At 66.4% G+C, this 18,070-nt stretch carries 13 protein-coding genes and 2 riboswitches; of the genes, 6 read left to right on the top strand and 7 right to left on the bottom strand.

Annotated elements, in window-relative coordinates; genetic code table 11:
- Positions 1-10: 10 nt before the first annotated feature.
- Both DBO85_RS12295 and dxs read right to left on the bottom strand, forming a co-directional pair.
- Positions 11-1,921 (bottom strand): TonB-dependent receptor, encoded by a 1,911-nt coding sequence (locus DBO85_RS12295; protein ID WP_108107568.1) that lies wholly within the window; start codon positions 1,919-1,921, stop codon positions 11-13.
- A gap of 91 nt (positions 1,922-2,012) precedes the next feature.
- Positions 2,013-2,231, bottom strand: a riboswitch (cobalamin riboswitch).
- Positions 2,232-2,634: 403 nt separating this feature from the next.
- Complete coding sequence (gene dxs, locus DBO85_RS12290; protein WP_108107567.1) at positions 2,635-4,545, bottom strand: 1-deoxy-D-xylulose-5-phosphate synthase; 1,911 nt, start codon at positions 4,543-4,545, stop codon at positions 2,635-2,637.
- 256 nt (positions 4,546-4,801) lie between these two features.
- Here dxs and DBO85_RS12285 point away from each other — a divergent pair, with 256 nt between their 5' ends.
- Both DBO85_RS12285 and DBO85_RS12280 read left to right on the top strand, forming a co-directional pair.
- Complete coding sequence (locus DBO85_RS12285) at positions 4,802-5,536, top strand: suppressor of fused domain protein (protein WP_108107566.1); 735 nt, start codon at positions 4,802-4,804, stop codon at positions 5,534-5,536.
- Positions 5,537-5,659: 123 nt separating this feature from the next.
- A complete protein-coding gene (locus DBO85_RS12280; RefSeq protein ID WP_108107565.1) occupies positions 5,660-6,145 on the top strand; it encodes an AAA family ATPase in 486 nt (161 codons plus the stop codon).
- Positions 6,146-6,580: 435 nt separating this feature from the next.
- Here DBO85_RS12280 and DBO85_RS12275 read toward each other — a convergent pair whose 3' ends face one another.
- From DBO85_RS12275 to DBO85_RS12255, 5 genes are all read right to left on the bottom strand, one after another.
- Entirely contained in the window at positions 6,581-9,862 is a 3,282-nt protein-coding gene (locus tag DBO85_RS12275) for an acetyl-CoA carboxylase family protein (RefSeq protein WP_108107564.1), read from the bottom strand.
- Between the two features lie 341 nt (positions 9,863-10,203).
- Positions 10,204-11,091 carry a (2E,6E)-farnesyl diphosphate synthase gene (ispA, locus tag DBO85_RS12270; protein WP_108107563.1) on the bottom strand — a complete coding sequence of 296 codons (888 nt, stop codon included), beginning with the start codon at positions 11,089-11,091 and terminating at the stop codon, positions 10,204-10,206.
- Positions 11,088-11,330 carry an exodeoxyribonuclease VII small subunit gene (locus DBO85_RS12265; protein ID WP_108107562.1) on the bottom strand — a complete coding sequence of 81 codons (243 nt, stop codon included), beginning with the start codon at positions 11,328-11,330 and terminating at the stop codon, positions 11,088-11,090. The genes ispA and DBO85_RS12265 overlap by 4 nt, the downstream gene beginning before the upstream one ends.
- A gap of 73 nt (positions 11,331-11,403) precedes the next feature.
- Complete coding sequence (locus tag DBO85_RS12260) at positions 11,404-12,174, bottom strand: sulfite exporter TauE/SafE family protein (protein ID WP_108107561.1); 771 nt, start codon at positions 12,172-12,174, stop codon at positions 11,404-11,406.
- Between the two features lie 67 nt (positions 12,175-12,241).
- Positions 12,242-13,687: a TolC family outer membrane protein gene (locus DBO85_RS12255; RefSeq protein WP_108107560.1), complete on the bottom strand. Its 1,446-nt coding sequence runs from the start codon at positions 13,685-13,687 to the stop codon at positions 12,242-12,244.
- Positions 13,688-13,885: 198 nt separating this feature from the next.
- Positions 13,886-13,991, top strand: a riboswitch (TPP riboswitch).
- Positions 13,992-14,069: 78 nt separating this feature from the next.
- On the opposite strand from DBO85_RS12255, the gene thiC reads away from it, so the two are divergent.
- From thiC to cpdA, 4 genes are all read left to right on the top strand, one after another.
- Positions 14,070-15,953, top strand: coding sequence for a phosphomethylpyrimidine synthase ThiC (gene thiC, locus DBO85_RS12250; protein ID WP_108107559.1), 1,884 nt, complete (start codon positions 14,070-14,072; stop codon positions 15,951-15,953).
- A gap of 63 nt (positions 15,954-16,016) precedes the next feature.
- On the top strand, positions 16,017-16,613 hold the full coding sequence (locus DBO85_RS12245) for an NUDIX domain-containing protein (RefSeq protein ID WP_233356602.1): 597 nt from the start codon (positions 16,017-16,019) through the stop codon (positions 16,611-16,613).
- Complete coding sequence (locus tag DBO85_RS12240) at positions 16,604-17,056, top strand: DUF1249 domain-containing protein (protein WP_108107557.1); 453 nt, start codon at positions 16,604-16,606, stop codon at positions 17,054-17,056. The genes DBO85_RS12245 and DBO85_RS12240 overlap by 10 nt, the downstream gene beginning before the upstream one ends.
- A gap of 158 nt (positions 17,057-17,214) precedes the next feature.
- Complete coding sequence (gene cpdA / locus DBO85_RS12235) at positions 17,215-18,030, top strand: 3',5'-cyclic-AMP phosphodiesterase (RefSeq protein WP_108107556.1); 816 nt, start codon at positions 17,215-17,217, stop codon at positions 18,028-18,030.
- Positions 18,031-18,070: the final 40 nt, after the last annotated feature.

Genomic DNA, 18,070 nt, shown 5'->3' with positions numbered 1-18,070 from the left:
TCGGCTGGCGTCAGAAACGATAGCCCAGGCTGAGCTGGACCTGCTCCTCGGCGGCCGGGTAGCGACTGGTCGGGCTGGCGTAGGTGTCGTAACGCTTGCCGGTCAGATTGTTCACCCGCAACTTGGCGCTGAGCCGACTGTAGTCATAGGCCAGCGCTGCGTTGAGCAGCGTGTAGCCACCGGCACGCGACTGTTGATTGGCATCGTCACCAGCGCGATAGCGCGCGCCCGTGTGCGTGGCCTCCAGGTAGCTGCGCAGGCCGGGCAATATCTGGTAGCTCAGATAGGCGCTGGCGCTGTGGCGCGATACCCAGGGCACCGTATTGCCGTTGAAACTGCCTGCGCGGTACTCGGCGTCGGTAAAGCTGTACTGCCCGCCGACGCTCAGGTCGTCGCTGAGCTGTCGCTGGGCTTCCAGCAGCACACCCTTGCGCAAGGTCTTGTCGAGGTTGACGTTGGCGCCGTCGAACCAGGGGCTGAAGGGGCCAGTGGCGGTGGGGTCGTAGAGCAGCTCGTCTTCCAGTGCCAGGCGATAGAGGCTCAGCTGGTAACGCTGGATGCCGTCATCCCAGTCGATGCCTGCTTCCCAGGACTCGCCGGTCTGCGGCTTGAGGAAGACCACCCCCGGTGTGGCGCCGGCGTTCTCGTCGACATTCGCCCAGCGCAGCACGTCCTCGTGCTTGATGAACAGTCGGGTCTGCTCATTCGCCTGCCAGTTCAGCCCGATGCTGCCGCTGCTTTCGCGGTCGCGATGTTTCAGATTGGCGCCGTGACTGTTGTCATCGGCTTCGCTGGCCCGGTAGCCCAGGCTCAGGCTCAGGCCGTTGCCCAGGCTCTGGCTGTACTGGGTGTACCAGTCGCGCAGGGTCTGGCTGGCCAGCGTGGTGCTGAAAGCGCCGCGGTACTGATAGTCGCTGGCGATGTGGTCGTGGCCGAGCAGCCATTCGGCACCGCCCAGGGGCGAGTCGAAGCGTGCGGTGAGGCGCGGGCTGATGCTTTCGATGCGCGTGCCCTGGGTGAAGTCGCTGCCCGGTCCCCAGCTGCCGACGCCGTCCTGGTCGCTGTGGCTGTAGTCGAGGTTGGCGCTCCAGATATCGCTCAGGCGCTGCTCGATCGCCACGCGGTGGACCTGGGTCTTGCTGTCGTTCCAGGCCTGCGAATTGCTGGCCTTGCGATCGACACGGGCCTGGGCGACCGGTAGCGCATTGGGGTAGCGCAGCTCGTCATCGACCGTCTGGTATTCATAGAGCGCGTGGCCGGCGGCATGGTCATAGCGCAACCGGGCGAAGGCATTGGCGTACTCGGCATTGTTGTGGTCGCGGTAGTTGTCGGCGCTGCGCTTCTCGCCGCTGACGTAGCCGGAGAAGCCTCCGCCGAGTTGCTGGTGCACGTGCCCGCGCAGGGCATCCAGATCGTGGCTGCCGCGGCTGACCTCGACGTAGGCCTCGCTTGTGGAAGGCGTGCGGGTGACGATGTTGATGACCCCGCCGACCGCCTGGTCGCCATAGAGCACGCTGCCGGCACCGCGGATGATCTCGATGCGTTCGATATTCGCCAGCGGCACGCTGTTGATGTCGGCGCCAGCCATGGCTGGCTGATTCAGGCGGCGTCCATCGACCAGCACCAGGGTGTTGTTGACTGCGTTTTCGCCGAAGCCGCGCAGGCTGGGTACGCCGCGCCCGCTGGCCATGTCGAGGATCTGCACGCCGGCCTCGCCGCGCAGCAGGTCCAGCAGATCGTTGCTGGCGCTGGCTTCGATCTGTTCGCGATCGATGACCTTGACGCTGGCGGGCACAGGGGCTTTCAGTGCAGTGGCACGGGTGACCACCGAGGGTAGCTCGGTAACCTCGGCAGCGGGTGGTGCGGCGAGAGCCAGGCTGGGGGCGAGAGCCACGGCCAGGGCTAGGCGGGAAAGCTTCATGGATATTCCTCAAAAGGTCGAAGAGACTTTTGAGGAGGGCAGGAACAAGCGCGGACAGGGCGGCGCTTGACGGTGCTGCCCTCCGCAACACCAGTCGAACTCCGCGCAGGCCGGTCTCCGGGCTCTCGACTCGATCGCGCTCGCCTTCCCATGCCGGAGCACAGTGGCCATGGAGCGCGACGGCGATCCTCTGGATCGCGGTCGATTACCGTTGCGGGGGCAGCGCCGGGATAGCTCGCGATGAGCGCACCGGCTTCCCGTTTAATGCCGGCCTTCGTGGCCTGGGCACACCTGTTCGGAAATGAAAAGCGCGCGAACCTTAAGGGCTGGCGCGGGCAAAAGCAAGGTCGCTGCGGGCGGCAGGAACGGCCCGAGGTGCGACGCAATGCGCTGCGTTTGTTGCGTCCTACGCGGGAGAGCCAGCCCGTCGTAGGGTGGATCGGCCGCGAAGCGGCGTAATCCATCGTTGAACTTTGCGCAGGGATAGGCAGGCGAGGGGCTGCTGCGATGCAGGCGACGACCGATCATCGGGGCGGCGCAATGCGCTGCGCGGGAGAGTCAGCCGGTCGTAGGGTGGATTAGCCGCGAAGCGGCGTAATCCACCGTTGGACTATGCGCTGGCAGAGGCAGGCCGGATGGTGCCGCGATTTATGCGGTGGTTGATCACCGAGCGAGACGCAACGCCGTACCTGTTGCGACTCGGACCGGGTGGGTCAGGCGTCCAGGCAGGCCAGGCGCTGGCGGATCGAAGCCTCGATGCCGATGGCATCCAGGCCGCATTCGGCAAGCATCTCGCTCGGCTTGGCGTGCTCCACGTACGCGTCCGGCAGGCCCAGCTGCAGCAGCGGGCGGCAGAGGTTCTCGCGGGCGAGGAACTCGGCCACTGCGCTGCCGGCGCCGCCCATCACGCTGTTCTCCTCGAGGGTCACCAGCAGTTCGTGGCTGTCTGCCAGCTGGCGTACCAGGGCCTCGTCCAGCGGCTTGACGAAACGCATGTCGGCGACGCTGGCGCCAATGCGCTCGGCCACCTGCAGCGCCTCGCTCAATTGCACGCCGAACACCAGCAGGGCAACGCGGCGGCTGGCATCGGCGTCGGCCTGGCGACGCAGCACGCCCTTGCCGATTTCCAGCGGCTGCAGGCCGGGTTCGATGCTGGCGTTGGGACCGCTGCCGCGCGGGTAGCGCACCGCCGCCGGGCCGTCGAACAGGTAGCCGGTGGTCAGCATGCGGCGTAGTTCATTCTCGTCGCTGGGGGTCATTACCAGCATGCCGGGGATGCAGCGTAGGTAGGACAGATCGAAGCTGCCGGCGTGGGTCGGGCCGTCTTCGCCCACCAGTCCGGCGCGGTCGATGGCGAACAGCACGTCGAGGTTCTGCACCGCCACGTCGTGGATCAGCTGGTCGTAGGCGCGCTGCAGGAAGGTCGAGTAGATCGCCACCACCGGCTTGGCGCCCTCGCAGGCCATGCCGGCGGCCAGGGTTACCGCGTGCTGCTCGGCGATGGCGACGTCGAAGTAGCGCTCGGGGAAGCGCTCGGCGAAGGCTACCAGGTCCGAACCTTCCTTCATCGCCGGGGTAATCCCGGCCAGGCGTGGGTCGGCCTCGGCCATGTCGCACAGCCACTTGCCGAACACGTTGGAATACTTTGGTCCGCTGCTGCCGGCCGGCTTGCGCGGTGCGTCCTGGGGCTCGAGCTTGCTGATCGCGTGCCAGGTGATCGGGTCAAGCTCGGCGGGGGCGAAGCCCTTGCCCTTCTTGGTCACCACATGCAGGAACTGCGGGCCGGGCAGGTCGCGCATGTTGCGCAGGGTGGCGACCAGGGTCGGCAGGTCGTGGCCGTCGATCGGGCCGATGTAGTTCCAGCCCAGTTCCTCGAACAGGGTGCCGGGCACCAGCATGCCCTTGGCGTGCTCCTCGGTGCGGCGGGCGATCTCCCAGGCGCCGGGCAGCCGCGAGAGGATCTTCTTGCTGCCCTCGCGCATGCTGGCATAGGTGCGGCTGGAGAGGATCTTCGCCAGGTAGCTGTTCAGTCCGCCGACGTTCTTGGAGATCGACATGTCGTTGTCGTTGAGCACCACCAGCATGTTGGCACCGACTTCCGGCGCATGGTTGAGCGCCTCGAAAGCCATGCCGGCGGTCATGGCGCCGTCGCCGATCACCGCCACCGTCTTGCGCTGGCTGCCGGCCATGCGCGCGGCGATGGCCATGCCAAGGGCGGCGCTGATGCTGGTGCTGGAGTGGCCGACGCCGAAGGTGTCGTACTCGCTTTCGTTGCGCCGCGGGAAGGCGGCCAGACCACCTTTCTGGCGCAGGCTGGGCATGCGTGCGCGGCGGCCGGTGAGAATCTTGTGCGGGTAGGCCTGGTGACCGACGTCCCAGACCAGGCGGTCGTCGGGGGTATCGAAGACGTAGTGCAGCGCGATGGTCAGCTCGATCACACCGAGGCCCGCGCCGAAGTGCCCACCCGTGAGCCCGACGCTGTAGAGCAGTTCCTGGCGCAACTCGTCCGCCAGAAGCTCCAGCTCGGCCTCGGCCAGCAGGCGCAGGCCGGCTGGCGTGTCGGCCTGGTCGAGCAGGGGCGTGGCAGGGCGCGCGCGGGGAATCTCGTGGAACGTCTTGGGCATCGTGCGCATCGTTCGGGCAGAAAAAGATGCGCGAGTTTACCTGATTTTTTGTCAGGTATTTACCCCGCCGCGGCGCAGTGCCGCGGGCTCGTGGCCTGCGCTCGGGACACCGCGCAGCTGTGTGCGCAGCGTGCCGCCGAGCAAGGTTTGAAAACGTGGGTATTGCTACGCTCGCAGGCAAATGCAGGCCGGCGAGATTCTGTTGCCGGCCTGAACAAGCCTGTCCCACCGCAATGGCATTCCATCGGACGATCCCATGAGCGACCCAGAAAAAGGCAAGGTTGTTTCCCTGAGCGGGCAGCCGATCTACCACCACGACGAGCCAGCTCCTTTCGCCCCACCGCAGGGTGAAGAGTTCATCGAGGAGATTTCCGAGCATATCGAGCGCCACCTCGGCGCCATCAGCACGGTCTTCCACGAGGTGATATCGGACACGGTGCATATCGACGTCCATATTGTCCCGCCGAACCAGGACTTCGCCGGGGTTCGGCTGATTACGTCCGGCATGAGCGATCTGCCCATGGCGGTTCCGGAGGGCCTGGAGGGGCTGCGTTTCGCCGAACTGATGCTGACCCTGCCGGCCGATTGGAAACTGGACCAGGAATCCTTCGAGGACGAAACCTGGTATTGGCCGGTGCGGTTGTTGAAGACGCTGGCGCGGCTGCCGCACAAGCACGACACCTGGCTCGGCTTTGGCCACACGGTTCCCAACGGCGATCCGGAAGAGCCCTATGCGCCCGGCGTGCCCTTCACCGGCGCGATCATCCTGCCGCCGGTCACCACGCCGCCCGCGTTTTCGCATCTGTCCATCCCCGATGCCAAGGACATCCAGTTCTACAGCGTCGTGCCGCTGTACCCGGAAGAGATGGCGCTCAAGCTGCGCAAAGGCTCGGACGAGCTGCTCGATCGTTTCGATCGCCACGGCGTGAATGATGCGATCAGTCTCGATCGCAGGAACGTGGCGAAGAAAAGGATCTGGCCGTTTGGGTGACGGCTGTTCCGGGCTCGTCCGGGCAGTCTTCTGCGTCGACATCGAGGCACGCAAAGCTCCATCTGTGCTGGAGGTGTCCGGTGCTTCCGGTAACGCTGATTGGCGTGGGCACGAGGACAGGCAATGAAAGTCATTCTGTTGGGAAACGCAGGCGCAGGTAAGACCACTCTGGCGAGAAGGCTGCTGGCCAGGCAGCCCGCGGCCCTGCTTTCCCTGGATGAGGTGGCGTTCGCGGGCGGCGTTGAACGGCGCCCGATCGAGGAGAGCATCGCGGCGGCACGGCAGTTCATCGAGCGAAACGGCAGCTGGATCATCGAGGGCTGCTACGCGGATATCATCGAGGCGCTATTGGCGGACTGCGACGAGTTGATCTTCCTCAATCCCGGTGTGGATGCCTGCATTGCCCACTGCCGTGCGAGGCCCTGGGAGCCGCAGAAGTTCAGCTCCCGGCAGGCGCAGGACGCGCATCTGGAGATGCTGGTCGAGTGGGTTCGCACCTATGCGGATCGCACGGATGAATACGGTCGGCGCGCCCACCAGTCGCTCTACGATTCCTTCACCGGGAACAAGCGTACGTTCGATGATCCCGGCCAATACCAGGCGACATGACCGCTGCTCTCGCGGCCGGTAGGCGAGAAGCCGTGCCTGTGAACCTGGCAGTGCGCAGACCTCTGGCAACAGTGGAGCGCGGCATTGTCTGCCTGGCGCTGGTCGTTCTCGGCGTGGCGGTAAGCCAGCGCCTACTACCTGCCCCGCAAGCTCTGTCGCGGCGAGCTGAGCCGGAACAGCGCTGTTTACGTGGGGTGAATCTTGCGTGGGCCTCAACGACGCCCGGGTAGGCGCGGTACTGCCCCGGGGTTCCCTTGGGTACCCGGGCCGGCTTCTGTCTTTTCAGTTCCGTCGCAGCGGGGCCTGGTTCTTCCGATGCGTCTGAACGCGGTTGTCATGGAACATGGGCGACCACGCCGTCCGCCGCATGTCTCCCTCCGGCGGGCCTTTCGGTGGTTTTGCCACGCCTGCTGCAAAGGTTGCAGCAGGCGGCCATCACCAGGTATCCACGAACGGCCGCTTGCGACCCTGGCGCGGGGCGGGTTTTGGCGTCGAGGCCAGGCCGCGCAGCAGCCAGTGGCGGGTCTGTTCGGGGTCGATGACGTCGTCGATCTCGAGGAAGCTGGCCATGTTGATGCCCTTGCCATGGCGGTAGGCGCGGTCGACCAGTTTCTTGAACAGGCGCTCGCGGCGGTGCGGATCTTCGATGGCTGCCAGTTCCTTGGCGAAGCCCAGGCGCACCGCACCTTCCAGGCCCATGGCGCCGAACTCGCCGCTGGGCCAGGCGACGGTGAAGAACGCCGAGTGGAAGCCGCCGGCCGCCATCGCCTGCGCGCCCAGGCCGTAGCCCTTGCGCAGGACCACGGTGAAGAAGGGCACCGAGAGGCTGGCGGCAGTGACGAACATGCGCGAGACATGGCGCACGGTGGCGGTCTTTTCGGCGTCCGGGCCGACCATGAAACCGGGGGTGTCGCACAGCGAGATCATCGGGATATCGAAGGCGTCGCACAGCTGCATGAAGCGCGCCGACTTGTCGCCGGCCTCGCTGTCGATGGCGCCGCCCAGGTGCTGCGGGTTGTTGGCGATCAGGCCGAAGGGCTTGCCCTGGATGCGCACCAGCGCGGTGATCATGCCGGGAGCGAACTGCCGGCGCAGCTCCAGCACCGAGCCGGTGTCGGCCAGGGTCTCGATCACCTGGCGGATGTCGTAGACGCGCAGGCGGTTCTCCGGGATCAGCTGGCGCAGCAGGCGCTGGTCCGCGCACTGCCAGTCGCGGGTCTCGCCCTGGAAGTAGCCGATGTAGCGCTTGGCCACCGCCACCGCTTCGGCCTCGTCCTCGACCAGCACGTCGATCACGCCGTTGGGGCCCTGCACGCTGGCCGGGCCGACTTCTTCCGCACTGAACTTGCCCAGGCCGCCGCCTTCGATCATCGCCGGGCCGGCCATGCCGATGCTGCTGTTCTGGGTGGCGATGATCACGTCGCAGCAGCCGAGCAGCGCGGCGTTGCCGGCGAAGCAGCGGCCGGCGACCAGTCCGACCAGCGGTACCAGCCCGGAGAGTCTGGCCATGCCGATGAAGGTCTGGTTGTCGAGGCCGGCCACGCCGAGGAAGTCGGTATCGTTGGGCCGGCCGCCGCCGCCTTCGGCCAGCAGCACCAGCGGCACCTGCCACTGCTCGGCCAGGTGCAGCATGCGCTCGGTCTTCTTGTGGTTCATCACCCCCTGGGTGCCGGCGAACACCGTGTAGTCGTAGCCGACCACCATGCAGCGCGCGGCCTGCTCGCCGACCTCGCCGGCATTGACCGTGCCCAGGCCGGCGACCATGCCGTCGGCCGGGCTCAGCTGCAGCAGTTCGTCGTGGCTGTGGCGGCGGCGCTGCGCGGCCAGGGCCAGGGCGCCGTATTCGATGAAGCTGCCGTCGTCGAGCAGGTCGCCAAGGTTCTCGCGAATGGTGCGCATGCCGATCTTGTGGCGCTTGGCCACGGCCTGCGGGCGGCGCTCGTCGAGGCCGATGGCATGGCGCTCGATGACTTCGGCAAGGTCGGCGCGGATGTGGTCGAGGTCGGTGATCCCCTGCTCCTCTATCGCCTGGCCTTCCACGGCCATGGGTTCGAGATAGACCAGTGCGCCGCCTTCATAGAGGTTGTCGCCGGGTGTGGCGACCAGCACGCGGACGATGCCGCTCTCACGGGCCTTGACCTCGAATTCCATCTTCATCGCCTCGAGGATCGCCACGGTCTGACCGACCGCGACCGCGTCGCCCGCGGCGACCTCCAGGCTGACCAGTACCCCGGCGTTGGGCACGTTCAGGGCAATGCAGCCGGCTGGGGCATCGGCCTGCTGGCGCTGCTGCACGGCGCTGCCGGCGGCCTGGGCGAAATACAGGTGCGGGTGCGCCTGTTGTTGCGGCGCCAGCAGCGCCTCGATCTGCTGTTCGACGAAGCGGGTGCTGACCGCGTTGCTGGCCAGCTGCGGCAAGCGCAACAGGTTCTGCAGCAGGTGCAGGTTGCTCGCCACGCCCTCCAGGCGGAACTCGCAGAGGGCGCGGTAGGCGCGCCTGAGCACGCCGGGGAAGTCACTGTCGGCGTGCACGATCAGCTTCGCCAGCAGCGAGTCGTAGGCGCTGCTGGTGGCGTAGCCGGCATAACCGTAGCCATCGACGCGGATGCCCGGACCGCTGGGCGGCTCGTAGGCGCTGATGATGCCGGCCGCCGGCTGGGTGCTGCCATCGGCGGCCATGCGCTCCAGGTTGATCCGCAACTGCACGGCAAAACCGCGCGGCGCCGGCATCTGCGCCTGCAGCAGGTTGAGTTCGGTGAGGCTGGCGCCGCCGGCGACACGGATCTGCGCCTGTACCAGGTCGATGCCGGTGACTGCCTCGGTGACGGTGTGCTCGACCTGAACCCGCGGGTTGGCTTCCATGAACACGAAGTCGCCGCGCTGCTCGTCGAGCAGAAATTCGAAGGTGCCCAGACCACGATAGTTAACCGCCGAGGCCAGCTTGAGCGCGGCGGCGAGGATCTGCTCGCGCAACTCGGCGGACAGGGTCGGTGCCGGGGCGATCTCGACCAGCTTCTGGTTGCGCCTTTGCAGGGTGCAGTCGCGCTCCCACAGGTGGCTGACGTTGCCCTGGCCGTCGCCGATCACCTGCACCTCGATATGTCGCGCCTGCTCGATCAGCCGCTCGACATACAGATCGCCCTTGCCGAAGGCGGCGCTGGCTTCTGAGGTGCAGCGGGCATAGGCGTCGGCCAGTTCGGCCTCGCTGCGCACCGCGCGCATGCCGCGTCCGCCGCCACCGGCCAGCGCCTTGAGCATGATCGCGCCCTGCTCGGCGAGGAAGGTTCGCGCCTGCTCAAGCGTTGTCGGCTGGTTGCTGCCGGCGGCCAGCGGCACACCCAGTTCCAGGGCCAGGGCGCGGGCGCGGGTCTTGTCGCCGAAGCTCTCCAGCACCTCGGGTTCCGGGCCGACGAAGACGATGCCGGCGGCCTGGCAGCGGCGGGCGAACTCGGCGTTCTCGGCGAGGAAGCCGTAGCCGGGGTGGATGGCGTCGCAGCCCTGGGCGCGGGCGGCTTCGACCAGCTGATCCATGTCCAGGTAGGCGGCCACCCCGCGACCACGCAGCGCGACCAGCGCATCGGCCTTACGCACGTGCAGGGAGTTCACGTCGTCCTCGGCGTGGACGGCGACGCTGCGGATATCCAGCTCGGCGCAGGCACGGGCGATGCGTATGGCGATTTCGCCGCGGTTGGCGATCAGCAGGCTGCGGATGGGCATTGGGGGTTCCCCTTGTTGTTGTCAGGCGGGCCGCGAAAGGGCCATAGCTTTGCAGGTCCGCGCGCGCGGGGGAACCGTGTTGCGCCTGGGAAATGGCGCGGCTGTGGTTGGGTCGATGGTGCTGTGCCCGCACGCGCGCTTTGAGGGGCAGGTGTCGGCTGGGCCGAGCGGCCCAACGCAGCGCAGCCAATGCGCTTTGCCGGACTCGTATGAGGCGGGAATGGCGCCTGTGGCGGCAGTGACTTGCCTGTTGGGCCTCGCGTTGCTCGGCGCCAACCTACATCCCGGCATTTCGGGTCGGGCGTAGGTTGGACCGTGAGGCCCAACGCGGTGCAGGCAGGCTAGTGACGCCGGGCGACTATGTAGCGGGCCAGCTCGCGCAGCGGCTCGGCGCTCTCGCCGAAGGGGCGCAGGGCGTGCAGCGCCTGGTCACGCAGGTCGCAGGCGTAGGCCTTGGCCTGCTCCAGGCCGAGCAGCGCAGGATAAGTGGGCTTGGCGTTGGCCTGGTCCTTGCCCTGGGTCTTGCCCAGGGTCGCGGTGTCGCTTTCCACGTCGAGCACGTCGTCCTGCACCTGGAATGCCAGGCCGATGGCCTGGGCGTAGTGCTGCAGGGCACGCTGTTCGGTGTCGTCGGCGCAGCCGCTGGCCAGGGCGCCGAGGCGCACGCTGGCCTCGATCAGGGCGCCGGTCTTGTGCCGGTGCATGTTCTCCAGCGCCGTGCGATCCAGCTGGCGACCGACCGAGCCGAGGTCGATGGCCTGACCCCCGACCATGCCGACCGGGCCAGCGGCGCGGGCGAGCCCGGCGACCATGGCCAGACGCTGTTCGGCATCCAGAGGGTTGCGCAGCGGGTCAGCGAGGATCTCGAAGGCCAGGCTCTGCAGGCCGTCCCCGGCGAGGATCGCGCAGGCTTCGTCGAAGGCCTTGTGGGTGGTCGGCTGGCCGCGACGCAGGTCGTCGTCGTCCATCGCCGGCAGATCGTCATGCACCAGCGAATAGGCATGGATCAGCTCCACTGCGCAGGCCGCCGCGTCCGCCTGCTCAGGCTTGCCGCCAAGCGCCTCGCAGGCGCCGTAGACCAGCAACGGGCGGACGCGCTTGCCGCCATTGATGACGCTGTAGCGCATGGCCTCGTAGAGCCGGGCGAGCGCGGGGTCGGGGGTTGCGAGAAGGGTTTGCAGGGCCTGGTCGACACGCGCCTGGCAGCGCTTCTGGTACGTCTCGATCATGCCTCGGGGTCCGCTTCGAAGGGCGCGTCGGTGATTTCGCCGTCGCGCTCGAGCAGCACGCGCACTTTCTGTTCTGCCTGGCTCAGGGAGGTCTGGCACTCGCGGGTAAGGCGAATCCCCTGCTCGAAGGCGGTCAGCGAATCTTCCAGGCTCAGCTCGCCGGTCTCCAGGCGCTCGACCAGCGTCTGCAGTTCGGCGAGTGACTGTTCGAAATCGGGGGAGGCTTTCTTGCGGGCCATGGTGCTCTCGGTGCGGTCGGTAAACCGGCGCGACCTTAGCAGAGCCCCCCTGACCGGGCAAATCGCGTCGGCGTCAGGCGAAGTAGGTGGCATGGAAGTAGTAGAGGGTCATGCCGCTGCCGATCAGCACCACCATCGCGCGCAGCAGTCGCGGTGGCAGTCGTTCGCCAAGCGCGCCGCCGAGGTAGCCGCCCAGCGTGGCGCCTACCAGCAGAATCAGCAGCTCTGACCAGCTGACCCGACCGGCGACGATGAAGGTCAGGCTGGCCACGCTGTAAATGACCGCCGAGATCAGGTTCTTCAGTGCGTTGGCGCGGGCCAGCGCGTGGCCCTCGATGGAATAGGCGGCCAGTTGCAGGATGCCCATGCCGGCACCGAAGTAGCCGCCATAGATCGATACCAGCGTGTGGGCACCAAGCGAGGTAGGCGAGTGCGGCGGCACTTCGCTGGCACTGGCGCGCCGCGCAGCGAGAAGCCGGCCGAGCCAGGGGCTGGCGGCGAACAGCAGGGTGGCGAGCAGCAGCAGCCAGGGAATCAGCGGGCGGAACACGGCATCGCCGCCGACCAGTAGCAGCACCCCGCCGCAGAGCCCGCCGAACAGCCCGGCCAGCAGCAGCGGCAGCAGGTAACGGCCGAGCGGTCGCAGGCTGCCGCGTGCGGCCCAGGCTGCACTGATGCTGGCGGGCCAGAGGGCGACGGCGTTGGTGGCGTTGGCGGTGACCGGCGGTAGGCCGGCCGCGAGCAGGGCGGGAAAGGAGAAGAAGGTGCCGCCGCCGGCCAGGGCGTTCATGGCACCGGCTGCCAGCCCGGCAAAGCCGAGCAGCAACAGGTCAGGAAGAGACATGGCGGAGCCTGATGCGAGTAAGCGGCGAAAGTTGCAGCGGAACCGGGGCGCTCAGGCCCCGGTATGCTCAGTACATCTGGCGGTTGCGACGTTCTTCTTCGGCGCTGCGGGCCAGATCCGGCGGCAGGAAGTCGCGGTCCGGGTCGTAGTCCGCCTTCAGGTGCTCGGCCAGTGCTTCGAGATCGCTCGGCGCCAGGGTACCGGCGGCCTGCTTGAGGCGCAGATTGTTGATGATGTAGCCGTAGCGCGCGTCGTTGTAGTTGCGCACCGAGCTGTACAGCTGGCGCTGGGCATCGAGCACGTCGACGATGTTGCGGGTGCCGACCTGATAGCCGATTTCGGTGGCTTCCAGGGCACTCTGGTTGGAGATGATCGACTGTTTGCGCGCCTGTACGGTTTCCACGTCGGTATTCACCGCGCGGTGCAGGTTGCGGGTGTTCTCCACCACCTGGCGGCGCAGGCCTTCGCGCTGCTGCTCGGTCTGGTTCAGGCGCTGGTACGACTCGCGTACCTGCGAGCTGGTCAGGCCGCCGCTGTACAGCGGGATGTTCAGCTGCAGGCCGATGCTGGTCTGCTCCGCATCGCTGCGATAGCGCACGTTGCTGGCTGCGTTGTTGTTGAAGCCGAGGCTGTCGTTGTCGCCGCGCTGGTACTGGGCGACCGCATCCAGGGTCGGCGCGTGGCCGGCCTTGCGCTGGCGCAGGGTTTCTTCGGCGGCGGCGACGGCGTACTCGCTGGCGAGCAGGTTGAGGTTCTGCTGGGCGGCGGTGTCGACCCAGGCCGTGGCGTCGTTCGGCGTCGGCGGCAGGATCGGCAGGGTGTGCTTGATCCCTTCGAGGGCGCCGTGATCGCGGTTGGTCAGGGTGGTCAGCGCCTGGAAGGCTTCCTCCACCAGGCGTTGCGCGGTGATGCGGTTGGCGCGGGCGGTATCGAAGCCGGCCTGGGCTTCGAGCACGTCGGTCTTGTCGGAAAGGCCGACATCGAAGCGCTCGTTGGCCTGATCCATCTGCCGCTTGAAGGCGGCTTCCTCGGCCTTGGTGGCCGCCAGGTTGTCCTGGGCACGCAGCACGGCGAAGTAGGCTTCGGCGCTGCGCAGAATCAGGTTCTGCTCGGCGGCGGAAAATTCCAGGGCAGCCTGTTCACTGACGGCTTCGGCGGCCTGCAGCTGGTACCAGCGGTCGGCGCGGAACAGCGGCTGGCTCAGGCTGGCCTGATAGACCAGGCCGCTGCGCGAGGTGGTGAAGTTGCCGGCGGAGGTGTCGACCTTGCTGCGCGTATCGCTGACGCCGGCAGCGGCGGAGAGGTTCGGCAGCAGGCCGGCACGGGCTTGCGGCACCACTTCACGGCGGGCCTGGAAGTCGGCGCGGGCGGCGGCCAGGTCGGCGTTGTTCAGCGCGGCTTCCTGATAGACGGTGACCAGGTCGGAGCGGGTCGCGAGCGGCATTTCCGCAGCCAGGGCCGGGCCGGATATGGCAGCGGCCACGGCGAGTGCCAGCGAGAGTTGGCGCAGCATGGGGCAGTCCTGGGAATAGGAGAGAAGAGGGCAAGGCTAAGCGCCGCCCGGCGGGGGGTCAAGCGTGCTGCAAGCGAGGCGGCGACGCTTTGCAACAAGCTATGTTGCCTCAGCGCAACAATGTCGTCTGCGAGTGTTGCGCCGGCAGCAGTACGACCGCCGTGCTTGGTGTTGCGGTGGCAGGCGGATAGACTGCCCGGGTTCTTGTCGGGGTGCCCAGGTCGTGGGCTGAGATCGGTCGTTGCCGGATCCCGTTGAACCTGATCGGGTTGAGACCTGCGTAGGGAACAAGATGTCCTCGCCGTATTCCGCGGGCCCTTTGTGGCTTCGTGGGCCTCTTCCGCTGCAGGTTCGCTCCGACATTCATTCCAGGAGCCAGCCAATGAGCGTGCAATCGAACCGCAACCTGAGCGAAAGCGCCCAGGTCGACGAGCAGTCCGTAAAACCCTTTCCTCGCTCGCAGAAGGTCTATGTGCAGGGCTCGCGGCCCGACATTCGCGTGCCGATGCGCGAAATCAGCCTGGATGTGACACCCACGGACTTTGGTGGCGAGATCAATGCGCCGGTCACCGTCTACGATACCTCCGGCCCCTATACCGACCCTACTGTGCAGATCGACGTACGCAAGGGGTTGGCGGATATCCGCAGCGCCTGGATCGATGATCGCGGTGATACCGAGAAGCTGCCGGGGCTGTCCTCCGAATTCGGCCAGCGTCGTCTCGACGACGCCGAGCTGACCGCCATGCGCTTTGCCCACGTGCGCAACCCGCGCCGGGCCAAGGCTGGCGCCAACGTCAGCCAGATGCACTACGCGCGCAAGGGCATCATCACCCCGGAGATGGAGTTCGTTGCCATCCGCGAGAACATGAAGCTGGCCGAGGCCCGCGAGGCTGGGCTGCTCAAGGAGCAGCACGCCGGTCACAGCTTCGGTGCGAGCATCCCGAAGGAGATCACCGCCGAGTTCGTGCGCGAGGAAATCGCCCGTGGCAGGGCGATCATTCCGGCCAACATCAACCACACCGAACTCGAGCCGATGATCATCGGTCGCAACTTCCTGGTGAAGATCAACGGCAATATCGGCAACTCGGCGCTGGGCTCTTCGATCGAGGAAGAAGTGGCCAAGCTGACCTGGGGCATCCGCTGGGGCTCGGACACGGTGATGGACCTGTCCACCGGCAAGCACATCCATGAAACCCGCGAGTGGATCATCCGCAACTCGCCGGTGCCGATCGGTACGGTGCCGATCTATCAGGCACTGGAGAAGGTCGGCGGCGTCGCCGAGGACCTTACCTGGGAGCTGTTCCGCGACACCCTGATCGAGCAGGCCGAGCAGGGCGTGGACTACTTCACCATCCATGCCGGCGTCCTGCTGCGCTACGTGCCGCTGACTGCCAAGCGGGTCACCGGCATCGTTTCGCGGGGTGGTTCGATCATGGCCAAGTGGTGCCTGGCGCACCACAAGGAGAACTTCCTCTACACCCGCTTCGAAGACATCTGCGAAATCATGAAGGCCTACGACGTGTCGTTCTCGCTGGGCGACGGCCTGCGTCCGGGCTCGATTGCCGATGCCAACGATGAAGCGCAGTTCGGCGAGCTGGAAACCCTCGGCGAGCTGACCAAGCTGGCCTGGAAACACGACGTGCAGACCATGATCGAGGGCCCCGGCCACGTGCCGATGCAACTGATCAAGGAGAACATGGACAAACAGCTGGAGTGCTGCGACGAGGCGCCCTTCTACACCCTCGGCCCGCTGACCACCGACATCGCACCCGGTTACGACCACATCACCAGCGGCATCGGTGCGGCGATGATCGGCTGGTTCGGCTGCGCCATGCTCTGCTACGTCACGCCCAAGGAGCACCTGGGTCTGCCGAACAAGGATGACGTCAAGACCGGCATCATCACCTACAAGATTGCCGCCCACGCGGCGGACCTTGCCAAGGGCCATCCCGGCGCGCAGATTCGTGACAATGCGCTGTCAAAAGCCCGCTTCGAGTTCCGCTGGGAAGACCAGTTCAACCTGGGCCTGGATCCGGACACCGCGCGCAGCTATCACGACGAGACCCTGCCCAAGGATTCGGCGAAGGTGGCGCACTTCTGCTCGATGTGCGGGCCGAAGTTCTGCTCGATGAAGATCACGCAGGAAGTGCGCGAATATGCTAAAGAGCAGCGTATAGAAGCGGTCGATCTCGAGATGGAAGAGGGCATGCGGACTAAGGCCGAGGAATTCAAGGCTCAGGGCGCACAGCTCTATCACAAGGTCTGATCGGGGCGCGGTCGCCGCGCCTTTTTCGTCGCCCGTGTTGCGGGCCTGATGTGGGGAATGTTCATGCAGCGTGATTTCGAAGTGGTCGAGCGCGAAGCCTGCTTTCGCGGCTTCTACAAGCTCGACCGGGTGCACCTGCGCCACCGCCAGTTCGCTGGTGGCATGGGGCCGGTGATCCGGCGCGAGCTGTTCGTGCGCCACGACGCAGTCTGCGTACTGCCCTACGATCCGCAGCGCGATGCCGTGGTGCTGATCGAGCAGTTTCGTGTCGGCGCCATGGACAAGGCAGAGAACCCCTGGCTGCTCGAGCTGGTCGCCGGGCTCATCGACAAGGACGAGGAGCCGGAGGAGGTCGCTCACCGCGAGGCACAGGAGGAGGCTGATCTGGTTCTCGGACCGCTCTGGCCGGTGTCGCGCTACTTCCCATCGCCCGGCGGCAGTGACGAGCTGGTGCACCTGTACATCGGGCGCTGCGACAGCGAGGGTGCCGGTGGTGTGCATGGTCTGCCCGAGGAGGGCGAGGACATCAAGGTGCATGTCATGAGCTTTGCCGACGCGATGCAGGCGGTGCGCGACGGCCGGATCAACAATGCCGCCAGCATCATCGCCCTGCAGTGGCTGGCGCTGAACCGCGACGAAGTGCGGGGCATGTGGAAGTGAACCTGCTGCGCGAGCGCTACCGCGTCGATCTGATCGAGCTGCAGAGTGCTTGCGAGGCCAACTATGCGCGGCTGATGCGCCTGCTGCCGGACATGCGCGGCGAGCAGCGCGAGCGCCGGGTCGCATTGAGCCAGGGTGAGCAGCTGCTGGGGGTGCTGTCGCTGGAAGTGCTTGAGTGCTGCCCCTATACCACCACCCTGCAGGTGCGCCAGGAGAGCGAGTTTCCGTGGCTGCCGATGCCGACACTGCATGTGCGTGCCTACCATGACGCGCGCATGGCCGAGGTGATCGAGGCGGAGAAAGCGCGAATGCTGCTCGGCCGCTATCCCTATCCGAACCAGGCGATGCACCACCCCGACGAGAAGACCCAGCTCAACCTGTTTCTCGGCGAGTGGTTGAACCATTGCCTGGCGTGCGGCCACGAACTGGTGTCGGTTCGCTGAGATCCGCTTCGGTTCGGTTGCATCCGCCGGTTGTCGAGGACAATCGTCAGATCCTGCCAGCTTGCCGAGCACATCTGTGACCGGCGTCTAGTTCGCGGCTTTACGCTTGCAGGCTGGGCACACATAATTCCAGACGTTTTCGCCTGAGGAGACGGCCCTTGCCGAGCTCATCCCCCCCAGTTGTCGATTCACCGCTGTTGCTGGTGCAGTTGTCCGACAGTCATCTGTTCGCCGAGGTGGACGGTAAGCTGCTGGGCATGGATACCACCGACAGTCTGCGTCAGGTGATCAGTCGGGTTATCGAGGAGCAGCCGAAAGTCGATCTGGTGCTGGCCACCGGCGACATTTCCCAGGATGGCAGCTTCAACTCCTACGAACGCTTCCTCGACATGACCGAGAGCATCGCGGCACCGGCGCGCTGGTTTGCCGGCAACCACGATGATCTGCCGGCCATGCGCGGCGTCAGTGACGGTCGCGATCTGCTCGAGCCGATTCTGGATGTCGGCAACTGGCGCATCCTGCTGCTCGACTCGTCCATCCCGGGTGCGGTGCCCGGCTACCTGGCAGCCGATCAGCTGCGCCTGCTGGAGCATTCCCTGAGCGAGGCCCCCGAGCGCCATCACCTGGTCTGCTTCCATCATCATCCGGTGTCGGTCGGCTGCCGCTGGATGGAGCCGATCGGCCTGCGCAATCCCGACGCGCTGTTCTCGGTGCTGGATCGCTACACCCAGGTCAAGGCGCTGCTCTGGGGGCATGTTCACCAGGAGTACGACCAGATGCGCAAGGGTGTGCGTCTGCTCGCCTCGCCCTCGACCTGTGTGCAGTTCGCGCCGGGTAGCGAGGAATTCAAGGTCGGCAACGAGTCGCCCGGCTATCGCTGGCTGCAGCTGTATCCGGACGGTCGCCTGGAGACCGGTGTATCACGGGTGACCGGTATCGAGTTCGTCATCGACTACACCGTCAAGGGGTACTGAGGCTGCCGGCTTTCAGCCGCAAGCATCGGCATGCGGGCAC

The organism is Pseudomonas mangrovi (genome assembly GCF_003052585.1).
Classification (GTDB): Bacteria; Pseudomonadota; Gammaproteobacteria; order Pseudomonadales; family Pseudomonadaceae; genus Aquipseudomonas; species Aquipseudomonas mangrovi.
This window is presented reverse-complemented; position numbering and strand designations above follow the sequence as displayed.

Bases quoted from the DNA above. Each gene is read 5' to 3' on its own strand.
- thiC (WP_108107559.1), top strand. From the start codon at position 14,070: ATGAGCGTGCAATCGAACCGCAACCTGAGCGAAAGCGCCCAGGTCGAC.
- DBO85_RS12295 (WP_108107568.1), bottom strand. From the start codon at position 1,921: ATGAAGCTTTCCCGCCTAGCCCTGGCCGTGGCTCTCGCCCCCAGCCTG.
- DBO85_RS12285 (WP_108107566.1), top strand. From the start codon at position 4,802: ATGAGCGACCCAGAAAAAGGCAAGGTTGTTTCCCTGAGCGGGCAGCCG.
- ispA (WP_108107563.1), bottom strand. From the start codon at position 11,091: ATGATCGAGACGTACCAGAAGCGCTGCCAGGCGCGTGTCGACCAGGCC.
- DBO85_RS12280 (WP_108107565.1), top strand. From the start codon at position 5,660: ATGAAAGTCATTCTGTTGGGAAACGCAGGCGCAGGTAAGACCACTCTG.
- DBO85_RS12260 (WP_108107561.1), bottom strand. From the start codon at position 12,174: ATGTCTCTTCCTGACCTGTTGCTGCTCGGCTTTGCCGGGCTGGCAGCC.
- DBO85_RS12265 (WP_108107562.1), bottom strand. From the start codon at position 11,330: ATGGCCCGCAAGAAAGCCTCCCCCGATTTCGAACAGTCACTCGCCGAA.
- DBO85_RS12245 (WP_233356602.1), top strand. From the start codon at position 16,017: ATGCAGCGTGATTTCGAAGTGGTCGAGCGCGAAGCCTGCTTTCGCGGC.
- DBO85_RS12275 (WP_108107564.1), bottom strand. From the start codon at position 9,862: ATGCCCATCCGCAGCCTGCTGATCGCCAACCGCGGCGAAATCGCCATA.
- DBO85_RS12255 (WP_108107560.1), bottom strand. From the start codon at position 13,687: ATGCTGCGCCAACTCTCGCTGGCACTCGCCGTGGCCGCTGCCATATCC.
- dxs (WP_108107567.1), bottom strand. From the start codon at position 4,545: ATGCCCAAGACGTTCCACGAGATTCCCCGCGCGCGCCCTGCCACGCCC.